Origin of the sequence: Enterococcus avium ATCC 14025 (assembly GCF_000406965.1) — a bacterium.
Classification (GTDB): domain Bacteria; phylum Bacillota; class Bacilli; order Lactobacillales; family Enterococcaceae; genus Enterococcus_A; species Enterococcus_A avium.
Map to the genome: position 1 here is coordinate 370,508 of NZ_KE136357.1, position 16,477 is coordinate 386,984.

Below are 16,477 nucleotides of genomic sequence, written 5' to 3' on the forward strand. Positions count from 1 at the left end.
TGTCCCGCCCCTATAATTATGAGGTGGGTTTGCTTGTTGAAAAAATAATGAACGAGGGATTATTTATGGATAATACGAAGAAGCTAAAAGCTACGCAGCAAAAAATGACCAAAGAACATTTCTTTGAACTTGTGCAAATTCGTACAAAGTTTGCCGGAATCTTTCCTTTTGTGATTGCTATTTTATTTACTAACACGTATTTTCATTCCTTCCATCCGGGAAAGACTCTTTTTTTCTTTTTCGGGATGTTTGCGTTTGACTTGGCAATCACTGCAATCAATAACTATATGGATTTTAAAAAAGCTCATTCGGAGATTTACAAATATGAAGAAAATCTGATTGGACGAGAAAATTTGTCGGAAAAACAGATACAGCGTTTGATTATAGGACTAGTGGGTTTTGCGGCAATTGTTGGATTGATCTTAGTCGTTCAAACTGGCTGGATGCTGTTGCCAATGGGAGCAGCATGTTTTTTTGTCGGCGTGTTTTATACGTATGGTCCGATCCCGCTTTCGCGCATGCCTTTAGGTGAGATTTTTAGCGGAGTTACTGAAGGGTTGGGAATTTTTGCTATTACGATTTATCTAAATACCTATGATCAACGCCTTTTTTACATGGAACTGGATTTCAATCATTTTGCGATCACTGGCAATACTATGGCGGTACTGGCAGTGATTTGGGCAGCATTACCGCTAATCTTGACAATCGCCAATATCATGCTGGCAAATAATATCAGTGATCTAGCGCAGGATATCGAAAATCATCGGTATACATTGCCCTTTTATATTGGGCGAGAGTGGAGTGTGAGGCTGTTCAATATTTTGATGTACAGCTGCTACGGAGCAATCCTTGTTGGTTTGATCATTGGTATTTATCAATGGCCGATTCTACTGATATTTATCAGTCTGTTTAAAGTAGTACCACAAACTCAAATTTTTACTAAGGAACAAATCAAGTACAAAACATTTCCGATGGCGGTGGAAAATCTGATCGTATTTAATAGCTGTTACGCGTTGGGACTATTAGTAACGATGATTTTACAGTTTGTATAGAAGAAAAAACCGGTGATCCGAAATCACCGGTTTATTTTTATCCTAATTGAATCAGAAAAACGATTAAACTAATCAGACCTAACCCTGTCACGATTGCAAAAAGCAGCTTATCTCGTTTGGTGGTAAAAACTGGTCGATGATAGGTATGGCTGTTCCACAGCCAAAAGACCATGCCCAATGCGTAAATGCCAATACAGTAAAGCAGGTTTAGCGCTCCTGAGGAATACAGCATATAAATTCCGTAAATGATCCCGCCAATGGCTAGAAATTGCTGCCCTTTATGTTTTTTTCCTTTGGCAATTTGCCATAAGAAAGCAGCAGACAAGACGTAAGGGACGAGTACCATCGTTGTGGCTGTATCTGTCACAGCCTGGAAGGCATCCATTGCCCAACGAGAGATCATGAAGACGATCTGCATGATAACACCATTTAATACTAAGGCGTTAACTGGCGCATTTTGTTTGTTGGCTTTTCCAAGGAAAGCTGGGAACATTTTGTCCTGTGCTGCATCAAAGGAAATCTCTGCAGCCAAAATTGTCCAAGAAATCCATGCGCCTAAAACGGAAATAATGACACCAATATCAATCATACTAGCTGCCCAAGCACCAGAAGAGGCTCGAAGGACACCGCTTAAAGAGGGACTTGGAAGATTAGCCAATTGCTCCTGCGGTAATGATCCAAAACTTAGCATTACGATTAATACGTAGATTGCTAAGGTTGTTGCATACCCAATCAAGGTTGCTCGCCCGACATCCCGTGCACGTTTTGCTCGCCCAGATAATACTACCGCGCCTTCGATCCCAACGAAAACCCACATAGTTTGCAGCATCGCATGTCGAACTTGAGTAGGGACAGAGCCTAATTGTTTACCGTTCAACATCATATTTTTAGCGAAGACATCGATTGAAAAGGTTTGATACTTAAAATGAACGAACAAAAGAAAAATCGCCATTAAAATCGGAATGACTTTTGCACTGGTAGCGATCGTATTCAAAATGCTGGCAGTCCGAATTCCGCGAGCGACTAAAAAGATTACACCCCAAATCATGAAGGTTCCTAAAAGCAATCCGATTTGTCCACCAGAGCCGCCGATGGAGGGGATGAATTTGCTTAACGCATCTAAAAATAAAATGACAAAGGAAACATTTCCGATAATATTGCTTAGCCAATAGCCCCAAGCGGAGTTAAAGCCAATATAATCGCCAAATCCGTCTTTGGCGTAATAGTAGATTCCGCCGATAATTTCAGGCTCTTCCTTTGAAAGGGTCTGAAAAACCTTAGCGATGAAGAAAACACCGACACCGGTAATCAGCCATGCAAGCAAAGATGCAACAACGCCAGCGGATTGTGAAATACTGCTAGGTAGATTGAAGACGCCGCCGCCAAGCATTGAACCGATAACGATCATACTTAAGCCCAATAAACTTAATTCTTTCGTATGCTTATCAGGTGGTTGATTCTGTTCCATAAATTTACCTCTGTTTTAGATTCGTGTTTTTTATCTCAATAAAAATATTTTCGCTAAACGTTTCAAGAAGGGGGAAAGCCGAAATTGAATTTTTTGAGACACACTTCTTCTATCTAAGCATACTCAGTTGAAAATAACCATTAGGAGGGAATAAAACTAACGGTTAACAGATTAAAGAATCGACATTTGTTTTTAATCTAAATCGAAGATAAATACGGCAGAAAACAGTCTGGTAGAACAAATTGCCGTTACTAGAGAAACTAGCTATGTTATTGTTAACAGTTTTGTATGATGCTCGAATGAAGTAAATGATTCATATAGGCGCAAGTTACTACAGAAACAGGAAGGATAATACCTGTCTAGCGGTAATTTTTTATAGAGAGGGTGTTTTTTATTTATCAGAGTGATAGAATTGAACCAGCGAGGAGGTCTAGGATGATTGAAATTCGATTAGCAACACCAGCAAACGCAACAGCAGTAGCAGCAATTTATGCGCCCTACGTGAAGGAAACAACGATCACATTTGATTATGCTGTCCCCAGTGAAGAAGATTTTGCCCAGCGAATAGCGGAAACGGTGACTACATATCCGTACTTTGTAGCCGAAGACAATGGCGTAATCTTAGGCTACGCTTATGCCCATGCGTATAAAGAACGCGCTGCCTATGATTGGGCAGTAGAGGTAAGTGTCTATGTTGATCGGCAAAAACGCGGTAATGGAGCGGGAAAGCTTTTGTACCGCTCATTAGAACAAACCTTGAAAAAGCAGAATGTCGCGATTTTAACAGCGTGTATTACTGGCGGCAATCAAGCCAGTATCGATTTCCATAAGAAGCTTGGCTACCAGCAAGTGGCTAATTTCCCTAAAATCGGATATAAATTTGATCAATGGCTGGATGTCATTTGGTTGCAAAAATTTTTAACGGAGGTAAAAGGGGAGATGCCGCCTTTTATCCCTTTCTCTAAATTATGAGCAGAAAGAACCAATTCACACTGAATACACTAGCAAAAGGAAGACTATTTGCCTTTCTCATTATTGTTGCTATAATCGTGCGTGTTGCGTTAGCCGTGGAAATGCCAGTCAAAATTTATATGCAGGCAGGGTATGACGATGCCCTTTCTATCAATCAAGCATTAACTATTTTAGCGGGAAAATGGTTAGGTCCTTATGGTACGGGGACTTTGACTAAAGGGTTGTCTTTTACTTTCTTCCTTATTGTGAATCATTTTTCAAAATTGTCTTATCCGCTGTTTTTGTGTTTAGTGAATATGGCAGCGGCCTTTGCGATTGTGAAGGCTTTGGCGCCGTTGATCAAGAATCGATACTTAAGCGGACTAGGCTTTCTATTTTTCAGCTATTCACCGGCTACATTTACCTCAGATTTTTCATTAAGGGTTTATCGAAATAGTTTGGTTTTTGCGGTTGTGTTGTTCGTATTAGCCGGAATACTTGGTCATTTCTTACGAAGAAAAGAAGCACTCAGAAAACGTCTCCCATGGGCCATCATACTGATGGCGGCTTTTCCTTTCTTTTGGTTTTTGCGTGAGGATTCTATTTGGCTAGTGCCCTTATATGCTGTCGCGACCGTTTGTACGTTATTTGGAATTACTGTAAAGCATTCCTCGCTTGGCTCTTCATTCAAAGAGGGCTTTAGAAATTTTTGGATACTGCTTAAAGAAACGAGTAAAACGAGATTAATTGGGAATATCCTACTTTTACTAGCACCTGTGCTGTTAACCGCAGGCGAATCTTTGGTCATTTCAAAAATTAATTATGAGCATTATGGAATCTTTACCACCAATGATCGGACAAAGACCTCATTTGCCAGAATGACAGAAAATCTGATTCAAATTGACAATAGCAGCTTTGATTCTGAAGTGGTTGCTGAAGACAGTGGAATTTGGGTGTCAAAAAAGACGTTTGATAAGGCACAAAAAGTGTCCCCAACATTTGCCAAATACAAAAAGGGAATCAATTGGATCTATAGTGAATCAATTTGGCCGCATTCTTGGCCAGTAAAAAATGGTGAGCTGCCTGGTGATATGTTTGTTTGGGGCTTACGTGAAATGTTTCAGCGAGAAGGTCTCTACAAGGACGGCAAAGCAAATGAAAAAGTCTTTAAAAAAATCTCCCAGGAGCTGGAAGAGGGTTTTGAGTCAGGCAAGTTAAATAGGAAAAATATGTTCTTTGTCTCGAAACAAAGCAATGGGAAAAAGCTTGAAGATATGGGAAAGGTATGTAACTATATTGGGGTAGGTGTTATTGAAACCACATTTTATCGAAGCTATCAAACGAGCTATGGCGGATCAATCTTTGTAGAAAATCAACCAGCTGAAGTTGTTCTAGACTTAATTAATGTCAAATCTATTTCTACTTTAAAAGAGGGAATGGAGGCAGAGGAGCGGCGAACAAAACCGTTTGTATTTGTGATAAACGGGATTATCTGGATTTATCGGATTATTTCACCAATACTATTGCTTGCGAGCTTAGGCGCTATCTTGTTGTTCACAATTGCTTATTTTAAAAAGAAAAGAAATCGGCCGGTTTTAGCGGATTATTTGATTATTTTCCTTGGTTTATTGTTGACCTATACCGTGTATCTCTTTGGCGTTTCATGGTTTGCGACCTGGGCACCCGGCGGAAGAGGCTTATTTATGTTTTTCTACACAGGTGCAGGGGTACCGCTGATGCAAATAATTGAACTACTAAGCGTAACGTTGATTTTCAGAAACGCAAAAGGAAAATTGTTCGAAAATAAAGTCGAATCGGATTAGGTTTCGTTAATGATATTCTAATGAAATTCATTATGAATTGTTACGCGCCTATACCAATGGTTTGCTATCCTTGCATTGTAAAAATAAGGAGGCCCCTAATAGCGCAATGAAACGAGAGAAGAACACTTCGAAAAACGAAGTAAAAACCACCGACTTTCTACTAGAGATGTTGGCGTTGTTCATCCTGATTTCCTTAACTATTTATGCTATACGAACGGGAAAGATATTTTAATAAGGATATTTCGGCAAGTATTGATAAAAGACATTCTAACCGACCAGACGAGTCGTTTAGAATGTCTTTTTTGTCTATGCTTTGATCGATGTTTTAACTTGCAGTAGATTTTATTTAGCTGCTGGTTAACGTCTCTAATTCTTTCATTTTGCAAATAATTCGTTCTGGTGTGATTGTTTCTTTCATTAGATGAATCATTTCGCCAGGAGTGCTGGCCCGTTCAGCTACAGCTTGATAGTCCTTCTCGGTTAATTGTAGGTGCATATCGGTTAAGCTTGTCGGAAGAGCTAATTGACGATAAAAAGGAAGCAAACGTTCAATCTCCGTTAGATTATTTTCAATCATCAGCTGTACTAGAATGCCATAGGCGACTTTGTTTCCGTGAAGCTGCTGATGACTGTCCGGTAGTACCGTCAGTGCATCATGAATCGAATGGGCACCAGCTGTTCGTCCATATTCATCACCAAAACCACCCACCATTCCAGCTAATAAAATATTGGCTTCAACTACATCGACAAAAGCTTGATTGAGTCGCTTCTGATCCATCGCTGCTAATGCCTCCATGCTCTTTGTTAAAAGAATTTCACGACATTTCTGCGCCGCAAACTCAGCCACTTGGACTTCAACAGGTTTGATTGTTAATTGTGAAATAATCGTATGGGATTCATACCATTTCGCTAACGTATCCCCAATACCGGCGATCATCAATTCACGGGGAGAGAGTAAGATAATCTCTGGATCAATCAATACTAGATCGCTGGCTTTAGGAAAAATATCGTAGCGCAGCATCACACCTTCTTCATTATAGACCACACTTAACGGGGTATAGGCAGCACAGGTTGCGGCTAGGGTTGGCAAAATAATAATCGGCAGATTCACCTTATATGCCACGAATTTGCCTAGATCGGCGACCTTTCCACCACCAACAGCGATAATCCCGTCAAATTGTTCCTTTTTGCATAAAGACGCAAAATCCTCAGCAGCTGAATCAGTACATTGTCCGCCATAATATTGGAAAGTTTTTGTTATTGATAAATCTGGGAAATAGTCTTTTACAGCCTGCCAGGATACTTTGCCGTGGAGAATCAAGACATTCTCAATGTTTCTACTATTGAGATGAGATTCAAGTGAATCCCAAGCATTTTCTTTCAGTTCATATTCTTGCGGGGCGCCTCGCACGATCAATTGTTTTGTCATAGAAAAACTTCTTTCATCATTTTTTTAGATTAATCTTTTTTTATTATAATAGTTATGGTAGTATGAGAGCAAGTTATTTTTGAATATTTATTCTCTTATTATTCATATACTTATATTATTATTCAAAAGGAGCGAAATGGATGAAAAAGAAAGTTGGAGCATTACTCACAGTGCTATTAATGCTGCTGAATTTATTACCGGCAAAAGCACAAGGAGCAGAGAAGGATGAAATCTATGAACGAATTCAACAAAGCGGGGAGTTAGTTGTTGGATTATCCGCAGATTATGCACCCTATGAGTTCCATGCGGATGTGGATGGCAAGGATAAAATTGTTGGTTTTGATGTCTCGATTGCAGAAAAAATCGCAAAGGATATGGGCGTAAAATTAAAAATTGAAGAGCTTGGTTTTGATGCACTATTAGGAGCATTGAAAACCGGCAAGATCGATTTAGTTATTTCTGGTATGTCTATTACTGAGGAACGCCTAAAAGAAGTAGATTTTTCTGATCCGTACTTTGTCGTACAACAAAAAGTACTGGTTCGTAAAGATGACAAGAATAAATTTAAAACGACTGCTGATTTTGATGGTTTAGCAGTCGGTGCACAAAAACAAACGACGCAAGAAGATCTAGTGAAAAATGAAATGACTGGTGCCGAACCGACTTCACTTCAGAAGGTTCCTGACTTGATCAATAATTTATTGAATAAAAAAGTCGAAGCGGTAGTGCTGGAGCAGCCTGTCGCGGAGGCTTATGTCCAGCAAAGCGACAACGTAGCTTTAGCTCCTGTCAAGTTTGAACAGGGTGAAAAGGTCACTGCCATTGCGATGTCGAAAAATACACCAGAATTGAAAAAGCATGTCAACGAATCCATCAAAACAATCAATGACAAGGATCTGTTGAAGGGCTATCAAAAGGAAGCCAATGAATTGATGTTCCAAGATGAGCAATCCTTCCTGCAAAAGTATGGCCCTTATTATCTAAATGGCGCGAAATATACGATCTTATTAGCTTTTGTAGGTGTCTTGTTCGGTTTGATTTTTGGTAGCTTGCTGGCGTTGATGAAGCTAAGCAAGAGCAAGCTTTTAAAGGCTCTTGCAGTGGTTTACATCGAGTACGTCCGCGGCACCCCGCTATTGGTTCAAATTTTTATCGTGTACTTCGGTACTGGTGTTTTAGGCTTAGATTTGTCGAAATTACTAGCTGGTTGTATCGCTGTATCTTTGAATAGCGCGGCTTATGTTGCTGAGATTGTCCGAGCTGGGATCAATGCGGTCAATAAAGGACAGATGGAGGCAGCACGTTCTTTAGGAATGAATCAAAAAGAAGCGATGCGCTTCATCATCTTCCCGCAGGCGATTAAGAATATTTTGCCAGCATTGGGAAATGAGTTCGTTACGATCATCAAGGAATCCTCTGTCGTTTCCGTTATCGGAGTGTCGGAGCTGATCTTCCAAACAGGTGTAGTACAAGGTGCCAGCTTCAAGCCATTCCTGCCATATGTGCTGGTCTCGCTGATTTATTTTGTACTGACCTTCTGCACTTCTCGTCTATTAGGTTTTGCTGAAAGGAGAATGGGTCTGAATGATTAATGTAAAGCAACTGTCAAAAAGCTTTGGCGATAACGAGGTATTAAAGTCGATTGATCTGACGGTCAAAGAAGGCGAAGTGGTGGTCATCATCGGGCCTTCAGGAAGCGGGAAGAGTACGATCCTGCGTTGTTTGAACTTGCTGGAGGAGCCGACTTCTGGTGAAATCTTTTTTGAAGGGCAAAATATTACGGCTCCAGACAGTAATATTGATCAGATTCGTCAGAAAATGGGGATGGTGTTCCAAAGCTTTAATCTCTTTCCCCATATGAGTGTGTTAGAAAATTTAACGATTACACCAGTAAAAATAAAAAAAGAAGACCCTGAAAAAGCCAAAGAACAAGCTTTAGCCTTGTTAGATCAAGTTGGTTTGAAGGAAAAGGCTACTAGTTATCCTGCTAGTTTATCTGGCGGGCAGCAGCAGCGGGTGGCGATCGCTCGTGCATTGGCGATGAGTCCTGATGTGATGCTCTTTGATGAACCAACTTCAGCGCTTGATCCGGAAATGGTCGGAGAGGTGCTGTCAGTTATGCAGGATTTGGCTAAAAAAGGCATGACCATGGTAGTGGTAACTCATGAAATGGGCTTTGCCAAGGAAGTGGCGGATCGTGTGATCTTCATGGCAGACGGCATCATTCAAGAAGAGGGTACCCCTGAGGAGATCTTTGAGCGCCCGCAAAACAGTCGGACACAAGATTTCTTAAATAAAGTATTGTAAACAGAAGCGGAGGACACAGGATGGACAAAAGTAAACTCGCGCGACGCTTCCAGCAGCCGGCAGAAAATTTGCTGATGAAGATCGCCGTTTTAGCTAAAGAAAAGGAAAATATTATTGATTTGTCAATTGGCGATCCGGATTTGATTACTGATCCGGCAATTATCGAAGCAGCTTATGCCGACGTGAAAAAGGGGGCAACCAACTACACAGCACCAGATGGCAGCAAAGAATTTCTGATGACGGTCGTTGATTTTTATCAAAAAAAATACGGGTTGCACGTCCAACTCAATCAAGTTCGGGCGACTGTTGGCGCATTGCATGCCATGTATTTAGTCATGCAGGTGCTCCTTGATCCTGGTGATGAAGTGATTATTCATGAACCCTATTTTTCACCTTATCGTGAACAGGTTGTATTATCAGGAGGTAAACCTGTTTTTGTTCCTACCTATGAAGAAAATGGCTTTCAGTTAGACGTTGAGGACTTAAAAGCGGCTATCACTGATCGGACCAAGGCGATTATTATTAATTCACCAAACAATCCAACGGGAGCGGTTTTTTCAGAGAATACCTTAAAACAAATCGCTGAAGTTGCGATTGAAAAGGAGCTCTTTATTATTTCAGATGAAATCTACGAGGATTTTGCTTTCAAAGAAAAATTCGTACCCATGGCTCGTCTGGCTCCAGAAAACACCATCACTATCAGCGGTGTATCGAAGGGCTTTGCGATGACGGGTTGGCGCTTAGGCTATATGATCGCGCCAGCTTACATCAATCAAATTGCTGGAATGATCAATGAGAGTATTACGTATTCTGCACCAACAGCTTCACAGCGCGGTGCAATCTATGCGTTGAAACATTATGAGGAACTCGTACCGCCAACCGTTGAAGTGTTCAAGGAACGTTTGGCTTATATTGAAAAAAGGGTTGCTGAAATTCCTTATTTATCCTTGCCTTCTGTTGCTGGAAGCATGTATGCTTTTATTAATATCAGTAAAAGCGGCCTAGATTCAGTGACGTTCGTTGAACAGGTCTTGGAAAAAAGCGGTGTGCTCTTCGTACCGGGAAAAGCCTTTGGAGAAACCGTTGGCGACAATTATATCCGATTGGCCGCAACTCAGTCGTTGGAAGTTTTAGCCGAAGCCTTTGATCGCTTAGAAAAATTAAACTTTTAGCTCGCAAAAGCGGGCACGTTCTAAGAGGTATTCCTTTACTGGTCAGACTATAGTAGAAACAGGAGGAAGATGGATGGAATGGTTAGATCATTTCAATAATAGTATTGCTTATGTGGAGGAGAATTTAGCTGCTGAGATCAACTTGGACAGTGCAGCACAATTAGCTCAATGCTCCAGCTATCACTATCAGCGGATGTTTTCTTATATTGCTGGTGTAACGTTGGGAGAATACATTCGCCGCCGGAGGATGAGTCTGGCAGGAGTAGATTTGCAGCGAGGTGAAAAGGTCATTGATGTTGCTGCGAAATATGGCTACGATTCTCCAACTTCCTTTAATCGTGTGTTTAAAGGCGTGCACGGAATCACACCTAAGGAAGCCAAGCAATCAGGCGTAAAATTGACTAGCTATCCAATGTTGACCTTCAAATTGACTGTAAAGGGTGTGCAAGCAATGGAGTATCAACTAATCGACAAAGAAGCTTTTCATGTGACTGGATTTGGTTTGAAAATCGAGCAGGACATGGAGGTAGCGCAAAAGCGTATTCCGGAATTTTGGAATGAAGTCAGTGCCAGCGGAGATCTGCAAAAGCTGCTGCCGCTGATGGATCAAGAAACGCCAGGAGTTTTAGGTGTTAGCTTGATGACCTCAGAGGTTCAGGACGCTTGGGAATATGTGATTGGCGTTGTCAATGAAGAAGCGACCGAGGAATTCGCGCAATATGAAATTCCGGCCGCAAAATGGGCTGTTTTCTCAGGGACCGGGCCAATGCCAGGAGCGATTCAAGAGTTGCAGCAGCAAGTATTTCAAGAATGGCTGCCAACTTCTGGGTTCGAATACGATGAGTTGCCGGATATTGAATTGTATTTGGATGCCAATCCAGAAAATGCGCAATTTCAGGTTTGGTTGCCGGTTCGACCAAAATAGAATGTAATAAAGGGCTGTGGCTAATTGTAGTCACAGCTTTTTACTTGTTATAATTAGTTGAATGACTATGGAAGGAAGAGGAAAATGAAAGAAATCATTGAGACAATCAAAGCATATGAACCGTATACAGAGGAAGAAGCAGCGGACAAAAAGCTGTTTATGGAAAAACTGCAATTTCAAGAGCAGTTGTTGACGCGGGAAAATCCAGACTATCATTTTTCCTCTTCAGCTTGGGTAGTTAATTCGACTTATGACAAGGTATTGATGGTCTATCATAATATTTATCAATCTTATTCTTGGACAGGCGGACATGCGGATGGCTGCGCAAATCTGTTGTTGGTAGCTCAAAAGGAATTAGAAGAGGAGACTGGAATCAAGGAGTATCATTTACTGCATGATGGCTTGTTCGCCTTTAATATCTTACCAGTTCCGGCGCATTATAAAAATGGTCAGTATATTAAGGAACATAATCATATTAATACGACTTATCTTTTTATGGCGCAGGAAGATCAAACCTTCAAAATCAAAGAAGATGAAAACAGTGATGTGAGATGGATCGCTGTTACAGATATTGACCAGAAAGTTACTGAAGAGGCGATGAAGGTTTATTATCATCAGATGGTGGCAAAGGCTCTATCGCTCAAAAAATAATCCTTTTGCCCAGCCATTTGGCTTAGGCGATTGTCTGCGTTAAAATATTCCTGAATGGAATGGAGTGACGAAATGGATCAGCAAAAATTAACGCTCTTTCTTGATTTAACTGAGACCTTGAACTATACGGAAACAGCAGAGCGCAATTTTATGACACAGGGCAATGTCTCAAAAAAGATCAACGCATTGGAAAAGGAACTGGGAATCCAGCTTTTTGATCGCAGCAATCGCCAGATTAAGCTGACAGAAGACGGACAATTGATCTTGGAGGATGTCAAAAGGATCGTGACTGATTATCAGATTTTAGAAGCGAATTTAACTAAACATCGAGAGAAAAAGGAGCGGGTCTTAACAATTCACACAATTCCGACGATGCCGAACTATTTGGGCTTTGATCTATTAACGAGCTTTTTGCGGCAGCATCCCGAGGTTCACTTGAACTTGCAGGAATCTGAAGCAATGGCGATGGATCGTATCCCGCTGGAAGAAAAGAATAGTGTGTATTTCTTTCGTTCATTAGATAAATTAAATGCTCAGAACTACATCACAACAGAAGAGGATCATTTTGTGGCGGTCTTGCCGAAAGCACACCCTTTAGCAAAAAATTCGACAATCACTCTTTCTGATTTGCAGGCTGAAAACTTTTTGCTGCTGGGCCAAGCATCTAAAGCTTATTATTCGGTGATGGAGTTGTGTCACAGCGTCGGGTTTGAACCGCAAGTTACTTATCAGGGAACCCGGATCGATTTGATTTTGAAAATGATCGAGCAAGGATTGGGCATCTCCTTAATCATGGAAAAATCATTAGGTAATTCGCTGTCAGATCAATTAGTTCTACGCGAAATCGCACCGACGCAGGAAAGTTACCTGTATTTTTATCTCTCAGAAGAAGCCGATGCTCCGGCACCTAAATTATTTTTAAAGTATTTGCAAGATAAATATTCCAATGTGGAATAATAAAACCAAAAAGCTGAATTGTATTGTGTCTTTGATGAGCCTAAACTTAGCTTATTGAATCAAACAATACAAGGAGGCTTTTTTTATGTCGACACCTTATGATTTACGAAAGGTTTTAGCTGAATTACAGGAAATGCCAGGAGAGTATCACGAAACGAATGTAGAGGTCAATCCTCATGCAGAGCTTTCCGGGGTTTATCGTTATATCGGAGCGGGCGGCACGGTCAAACGCCCGACGCAAGAAGGACCAACTATGATGTTCAACAATGTCAAGGGGTTCCCAGATACCCGAGTGTTGATCGGCATTATCGCCAGCCGCGACCGTGTCGGTAAGATCCTGCATCACGATCCGAAACATCTAGGGCGTTTGTTGAAGGATTCTGTTCAAAATCCAGTTAAGCCAGTAAAAGTGACCAAAGCTGAAGCACCGGCTCAAGAAGTTGTACATTTAGCCAGTGATGAAGGCTTTGACATTCGCAAAATTTTAGCAGCACCCACCAATACAGAATATGATGCTGGACCCTATATTACAATGGGCGTTGTTTTTGGCTCTGATCCGGATAAAAGTATGAGCGATGTTACGATTCATCGGATGGTGTTGGAGGATGAAGACACGATCGGGATGTATATCATGCCCGGCGGCCGTCACATCGGACATTTTCAAAAACAGTATGAAGCATTGAACAAGCCGATGCCGATCACGATCAATATTGGATTAGATCCAGCAATCTCCATCGGCACGACCTTCGAGCCGCCAACCACACCGCTGGGCTACAACGAATTGTGGATCGCTGGCGCATTGCGTCAGGAGCCTGTTCAGTTAGTGGATGGCGTTGCAGTGGATGAAGTTGGGATCGCCCGTTCGGAATTTATTATCGAAGCAGAGATTTTACCTCACGAAACGATCCAAGAGGATATCAATACGAATACTGGCAAGGCGATGCCGGAATTTCCTGGTTATAACGGCGATGCTAATCCTGCTGTCAATGTCGTGAAAGTCAAAGCGATCACGCATCGCAAAGATCGACCAATCATGCAGACGACGATTGGACCATCCGAAGAACATGTATCGATGGCGGGAATTCCTACTGAAGCCAGTATTTTGGATTTAGTTGACAAGGCGATTCCCGGGAAAGTAACGAACGTCTATAATCCTCCAGCAGGCGGAGGCAAGCTAATGTCGATTTTACAGATCCATAAAGAAACAGAAGCCGATGAAGGAATCCAACGCCAAGCGGCGATTTTAGCTCTTTCAGCTTTTAAAGAATTAAAAACCGTCATTTTGGTTGATGACGATGTCGATATTTTCGACATGAACGATGTGATGTGGACTTTGAATACTCGTTTCCAAGGTGACAAGGACATTATCGTGCTGCCGGGAATGCGCAATCATCCGTTAGATCCTTCAGAACGGCCAGAGTATAATCCGGCGTCGATTCGTTTCCGCGGTATGAGCAGTAAAACGATCTTGGACGGTACGGTGCCATTTGATTTGAAGAATGATTTTATTCGGGCGGAATTCAAAAAAGTCACGGATTGGAAAAAATATTTGGAGTAGGTGAAGCAGATGAAAAAAAGAATCGTGATTGGAGTTACCGGTGCATCTGGCATTATCTACGCCATTGATTTGATCAAACGTCTAAAAGCTGATCCAACGATCGAGACGCATGGGATTATTAGTGATTGGGCAAAGCAAAATCTGAAGTTGGAATCCGATGTTAGCTTGAAAGAATTTGAAGAGATGCTGGATTATCATTATAGCAATCGTGATTTAGGTGCTGCGGTCGCCAGTGGCTCCTTTTTAACGGATGGAATGGTGATCGTGCCAGCCAGTATGAAAACTGTCGCAGGTATTTCGATGGGGTTTGGCGATAACTTGATCTCGCGAGCTGCTGACGTGACGTTGAAGGAACAAAGAAAATTGGTCATAGTGCCGCGAGAAACACCGCTGAATGCGATCTATCTTGAAAACCTGACCAAATTAGCCCGATTAGGAGTTCAAATCATCCCGCCAATCCCAGCATTTTACAGCCAGCCAAAAACAATCGATGATCTCGTGGCCCATCAATCAATGAAGCTGATGGACGCTTTAGGCATCGAAAACCACGTTTCGAGGCGGTGGAAAGACAGTGAGTAAACTCTTTACTATCAAAAAAGCCGACTACGAAATCACACTTAAAGCCGAATGGATTGGGAATGATCTGCTGCTGTGTCTTTATGGCGGTGATACGCCGCATATCGGTACGGTAACGACTTTTTCAGGAGATACACAGCTTCAGCGTTTTCCCAGTCATGATGGCCGATTTCACAAAGATGATGTTCTGGCGAAGATATTATTGGGAAGGATTCAATCAATAATTCCGGGAAATTGTGTCATTACAGCGGGCGTACATGTGGATCATATCTCAAAAGAACAGATCGAAGCATCGTTTCCGATGACAGAAGAGCTTGCGGACGAACTCGTTCTTTGGATCAGTGACCACGAGCTAACCAAAGAACCGTTATATAAATAATCTCAAACTGCCTAGCTGTTGTTAGGCAGTTTTTTGCGAGGTCTGCTTTTCCCAGTTTGTTAGGCTTGAGCTCTAATTATTGATTTTCTTGAATATAGTGAACAGACTCTTCAGCAGAATCGTATGCATGATTCTTCTGATTTTAAAAAAAGATTTCCATCAAGTTTAAAAAATCCTGCAAAATGTGACATATGTCCTAATTGGTTTCCGCCAAAAGCCATAAAATAAGGGTATAGGAGGTGCTGAAAATGATAATTCTTATACTATTGATTCTTATTGCTGCTGGGCTTATGGCTGTTAGAAAGCAACAAAAAGCCCGAGCAAAAGTAAACTATTGGGCACATATCAATGAACTTGAAGCACAACGGAAAGAACAAATCTTAGCGACTGCCATCAAAATGCAGCAACAAGAAAATACTGACTCTAAAGCTGATTGCAAATGGAAGCAGGCTAGTTAACACTACCTAGCCTGTATACCTTCAGCCGAGCGAGCTTTCAATTGCGTCATATCAATAATCTGAAAGCCGCCATTTTCCTTTTTTAAAATGTTATCCTCAGCTAATTTTTTTAATAAACGCATTAAATGCCGATAACTGATTCCCACCGTCGCGGCGACATCTGTTAAACGATCAAAGAAAAAATCCTTATAAGCCCCTTGAGCAATATAGGAGCATAGTCGCTGCTCGCCGCTAAATAAAACGTTCGAAGTAAAGTTGTAGGAATCTCGGATCATATTCAACGCTAAATCCTCGGTCATTCTCGTCATGAAGGTCAGATTTTTAAAGAGATTGTCCTGTTTACTCTGAAAAGGGATCAGGATACATTCAAAAGGCGAGAGCGTCATGACGGAGGCGGTCGCATACTTCATCCCAGTCATTAATTCCGCGTGTCCGATCAACCCTCTAGAAAGATAATGAGCTAAAATCAAGTCTTTGCCATTCGGAGCACTGACGCAAACTTTGGCTTTTCCTGAAACTACGATCGTCAGATGCTTGTATTCCACACCTTGACTATATATTTCTTCTCCCGTACCAAAATGCCGAATTTCACAAATCGATTCATGCTCCAATAAACCATAATAATCGAGTATTTCGCGGTGCAGCTTTTCCACTTTTCCTACCATTTCATCACCCTTTTTTTCTATAATGGTCTTCACTTAATATTTTACTATGAATCAAGTTTGAAAGGCGCTTTAAGATCTATTTTTACTTTTCGCGATTTCTTTTCTC

Annotated in this window: 16 protein-coding genes; 13 read left to right on the forward strand and 3 right to left on the reverse strand. The window is 41.4% G+C overall.

The features are described from left to right. Positions 1–65 precede the first annotated feature (65 nt). Entirely contained in the window at positions 66–1,052 is a 987-nt protein-coding gene (gene menA / locus OMU_RS01760) for a 1,4-dihydroxy-2-naphthoate polyprenyltransferase (RefSeq protein WP_016178267.1), read from the forward strand. 37 nt (positions 1,053–1,089) lie between these two features. Here menA and OMU_RS01765 read toward each other — a convergent pair whose 3' ends face one another. Further along, a complete protein-coding gene (locus tag OMU_RS01765) occupies positions 1,090–2,520 on the reverse strand; it encodes a basic amino acid/polyamine antiporter (RefSeq protein WP_016178268.1) in 1,431 nt (476 codons plus the stop codon). Between the two features lie 435 nt (positions 2,521–2,955). On the opposite strand from OMU_RS01765, the gene OMU_RS01770 reads away from it, so the two are divergent. Together OMU_RS01770 and OMU_RS01775 are read left to right on the forward strand one after the other, a co-directional pair. Next, a complete protein-coding gene (locus tag OMU_RS01770) occupies positions 2,956–3,492 on the forward strand; it encodes a GNAT family N-acetyltransferase (RefSeq protein ID WP_016178269.1) in 537 nt (178 codons plus the stop codon). A 101-nt stretch (positions 3,493–3,593) separates the two neighbouring features. Next, the gene (locus OMU_RS01775) at positions 3,594–5,294 is read left to right on the forward strand and encodes a hypothetical protein (RefSeq protein ID WP_248620880.1); all 1,701 of its coding nucleotides are present in this window, start codon (positions 3,594–3,596) and stop codon (positions 5,292–5,294) included. 346 nt (positions 5,295–5,640) lie between these two features. On the opposite strand, the gene OMU_RS01780 is transcribed toward OMU_RS01775, so the two are convergent. Continuing rightward, positions 5,641–6,723 carry an iron-containing alcohol dehydrogenase family protein gene (locus OMU_RS01780; protein ID WP_016178271.1) on the reverse strand — a complete coding sequence of 361 codons (1,083 nt, stop codon included), beginning with the start codon at positions 6,721–6,723 and terminating at the stop codon, positions 5,641–5,643. 140 nt (positions 6,724–6,863) lie between these two features. Between OMU_RS01780 and OMU_RS01785 the strand changes: the two genes are divergently transcribed. The 10 genes from OMU_RS01785 to OMU_RS01830 all read left to right on the forward strand — a co-directional run bounded on the left by OMU_RS01785 (position 6,864) and on the right by OMU_RS01830 (position 15,706). Continuing rightward, the gene (locus tag OMU_RS01785; RefSeq protein ID WP_016178272.1) at positions 6,864–8,315 is read left to right on the forward strand and encodes an ABC transporter substrate-binding protein/permease; all 1,452 of its coding nucleotides are present in this window, start codon (positions 6,864–6,866) and stop codon (positions 8,313–8,315) included. Further along, positions 8,308–9,030 (forward strand): amino acid ABC transporter ATP-binding protein, encoded by a 723-nt coding sequence (locus OMU_RS01790; RefSeq protein WP_016178273.1) that lies wholly within the window; start codon positions 8,308–8,310, stop codon positions 9,028–9,030. Before OMU_RS01785 ends, OMU_RS01790 begins: the two co-directional genes overlap by 8 nt. 20 nt (positions 9,031–9,050) lie before the next feature. Beyond that, positions 9,051–10,202, forward strand: a complete 1,152-nt coding sequence (locus OMU_RS01795; protein WP_016178274.1) for a pyridoxal phosphate-dependent aminotransferase — start codon at positions 9,051–9,053, stop codon at positions 10,200–10,202. A 73-nt stretch (positions 10,203–10,275) separates the two neighbouring features. Further along, positions 10,276–11,127 carry an AraC family transcriptional regulator gene (locus OMU_RS01800; protein ID WP_016178275.1) on the forward strand — a complete coding sequence of 284 codons (852 nt, stop codon included), beginning with the start codon at positions 10,276–10,278 and terminating at the stop codon, positions 11,125–11,127. A gap of 84 nt (positions 11,128–11,211) precedes the next feature. Continuing rightward, positions 11,212–11,778: an NUDIX hydrolase gene (locus OMU_RS01805; protein ID WP_016178276.1), complete on the forward strand. Its 567-nt coding sequence runs from the start codon at positions 11,212–11,214 to the stop codon at positions 11,776–11,778. A gap of 72 nt (positions 11,779–11,850) precedes the next feature. Further along, a complete protein-coding gene (locus OMU_RS01810) occupies positions 11,851–12,735 on the forward strand; it encodes a LysR family transcriptional regulator (RefSeq protein WP_016178277.1) in 885 nt (294 codons plus the stop codon). A gap of 85 nt (positions 12,736–12,820) precedes the next feature. Beyond that, the gene (locus tag OMU_RS01815; protein ID WP_016178278.1) at positions 12,821–14,293 is read left to right on the forward strand and encodes a UbiD family decarboxylase; all 1,473 of its coding nucleotides are present in this window, start codon (positions 12,821–12,823) and stop codon (positions 14,291–14,293) included. A gap of 9 nt (positions 14,294–14,302) precedes the next feature. Further along, positions 14,303–14,872 carry a UbiX family flavin prenyltransferase gene (locus OMU_RS01820; protein ID WP_016178279.1) on the forward strand — a complete coding sequence of 190 codons (570 nt, stop codon included), beginning with the start codon at positions 14,303–14,305 and terminating at the stop codon, positions 14,870–14,872. Beyond that, positions 14,865–15,248, forward strand: coding sequence for a prenylated flavin chaperone LpdD (lpdD, locus tag OMU_RS01825; protein WP_016178280.1), 384 nt, complete (start codon positions 14,865–14,867; stop codon positions 15,246–15,248). Before OMU_RS01820 ends, lpdD begins: the two co-directional genes overlap by 8 nt. Before the next feature lie 248 nt (positions 15,249–15,496). Continuing rightward, entirely contained in the window at positions 15,497–15,706 is a 210-nt protein-coding gene (locus tag OMU_RS01830; protein WP_016178281.1) for a hypothetical protein, read from the forward strand. Between the two features lie 2 nt (positions 15,707–15,708). Here OMU_RS01830 and OMU_RS01835 read toward each other — a convergent pair whose 3' ends face one another. Then, positions 15,709–16,371, reverse strand: coding sequence for a Crp/Fnr family transcriptional regulator (locus OMU_RS01835; RefSeq protein WP_016178282.1), 663 nt, complete (start codon positions 16,369–16,371; stop codon positions 15,709–15,711). Between the last annotated feature and the right edge of the window lie 106 nt (positions 16,372–16,477).

Bases quoted from the DNA above. Each gene is read 5' to 3' on its own strand.
- menA (WP_016178267.1), top strand. From the start codon at position 66: ATGGATAATACGAAGAAGCTAAAAGCTACGCAGCAAAAAATGACCAAA.
- OMU_RS01765 (WP_016178268.1), bottom strand. From the start codon at position 2,520: ATGGAACAGAATCAACCACCTGATAAGCATACGAAAGAATTAAGTTTA.
- OMU_RS01770 (WP_016178269.1), top strand. From the start codon at position 2,956: ATGATTGAAATTCGATTAGCAACACCAGCAAACGCAACAGCAGTAGCA.
- OMU_RS01775 (WP_248620880.1), top strand. From the start codon at position 3,594: ATGCCAGTCAAAATTTATATGCAGGCAGGGTATGACGATGCCCTTTCT.
- OMU_RS01780 (WP_016178271.1), bottom strand. From the start codon at position 6,723: ATGACAAAACAATTGATCGTGCGAGGCGCCCCGCAAGAATATGAACTG.
- OMU_RS01785 (WP_016178272.1), top strand. From the start codon at position 6,864: ATGAAAAAGAAAGTTGGAGCATTACTCACAGTGCTATTAATGCTGCTG.
- OMU_RS01790 (WP_016178273.1), top strand. From the start codon at position 8,308: ATGATTAATGTAAAGCAACTGTCAAAAAGCTTTGGCGATAACGAGGTA.
- OMU_RS01795 (WP_016178274.1), top strand. From the start codon at position 9,051: ATGGACAAAAGTAAACTCGCGCGACGCTTCCAGCAGCCGGCAGAAAAT.
- OMU_RS01800 (WP_016178275.1), top strand. From the start codon at position 10,276: ATGGAATGGTTAGATCATTTCAATAATAGTATTGCTTATGTGGAGGAG.
- OMU_RS01805 (WP_016178276.1), top strand. From the start codon at position 11,212: ATGAAAGAAATCATTGAGACAATCAAAGCATATGAACCGTATACAGAG.
- OMU_RS01810 (WP_016178277.1), top strand. From the start codon at position 11,851: ATGGATCAGCAAAAATTAACGCTCTTTCTTGATTTAACTGAGACCTTG.
- OMU_RS01815 (WP_016178278.1), top strand. From the start codon at position 12,821: ATGTCGACACCTTATGATTTACGAAAGGTTTTAGCTGAATTACAGGAA.
- OMU_RS01820 (WP_016178279.1), top strand. From the start codon at position 14,303: ATGAAAAAAAGAATCGTGATTGGAGTTACCGGTGCATCTGGCATTATC.
- OMU_RS01830 (WP_016178281.1), top strand. From the start codon at position 15,497: ATGATAATTCTTATACTATTGATTCTTATTGCTGCTGGGCTTATGGCT.
- OMU_RS01835 (WP_016178282.1), bottom strand. From the start codon at position 16,371: ATGGTAGGAAAAGTGGAAAAGCTGCACCGCGAAATACTCGATTATTAT.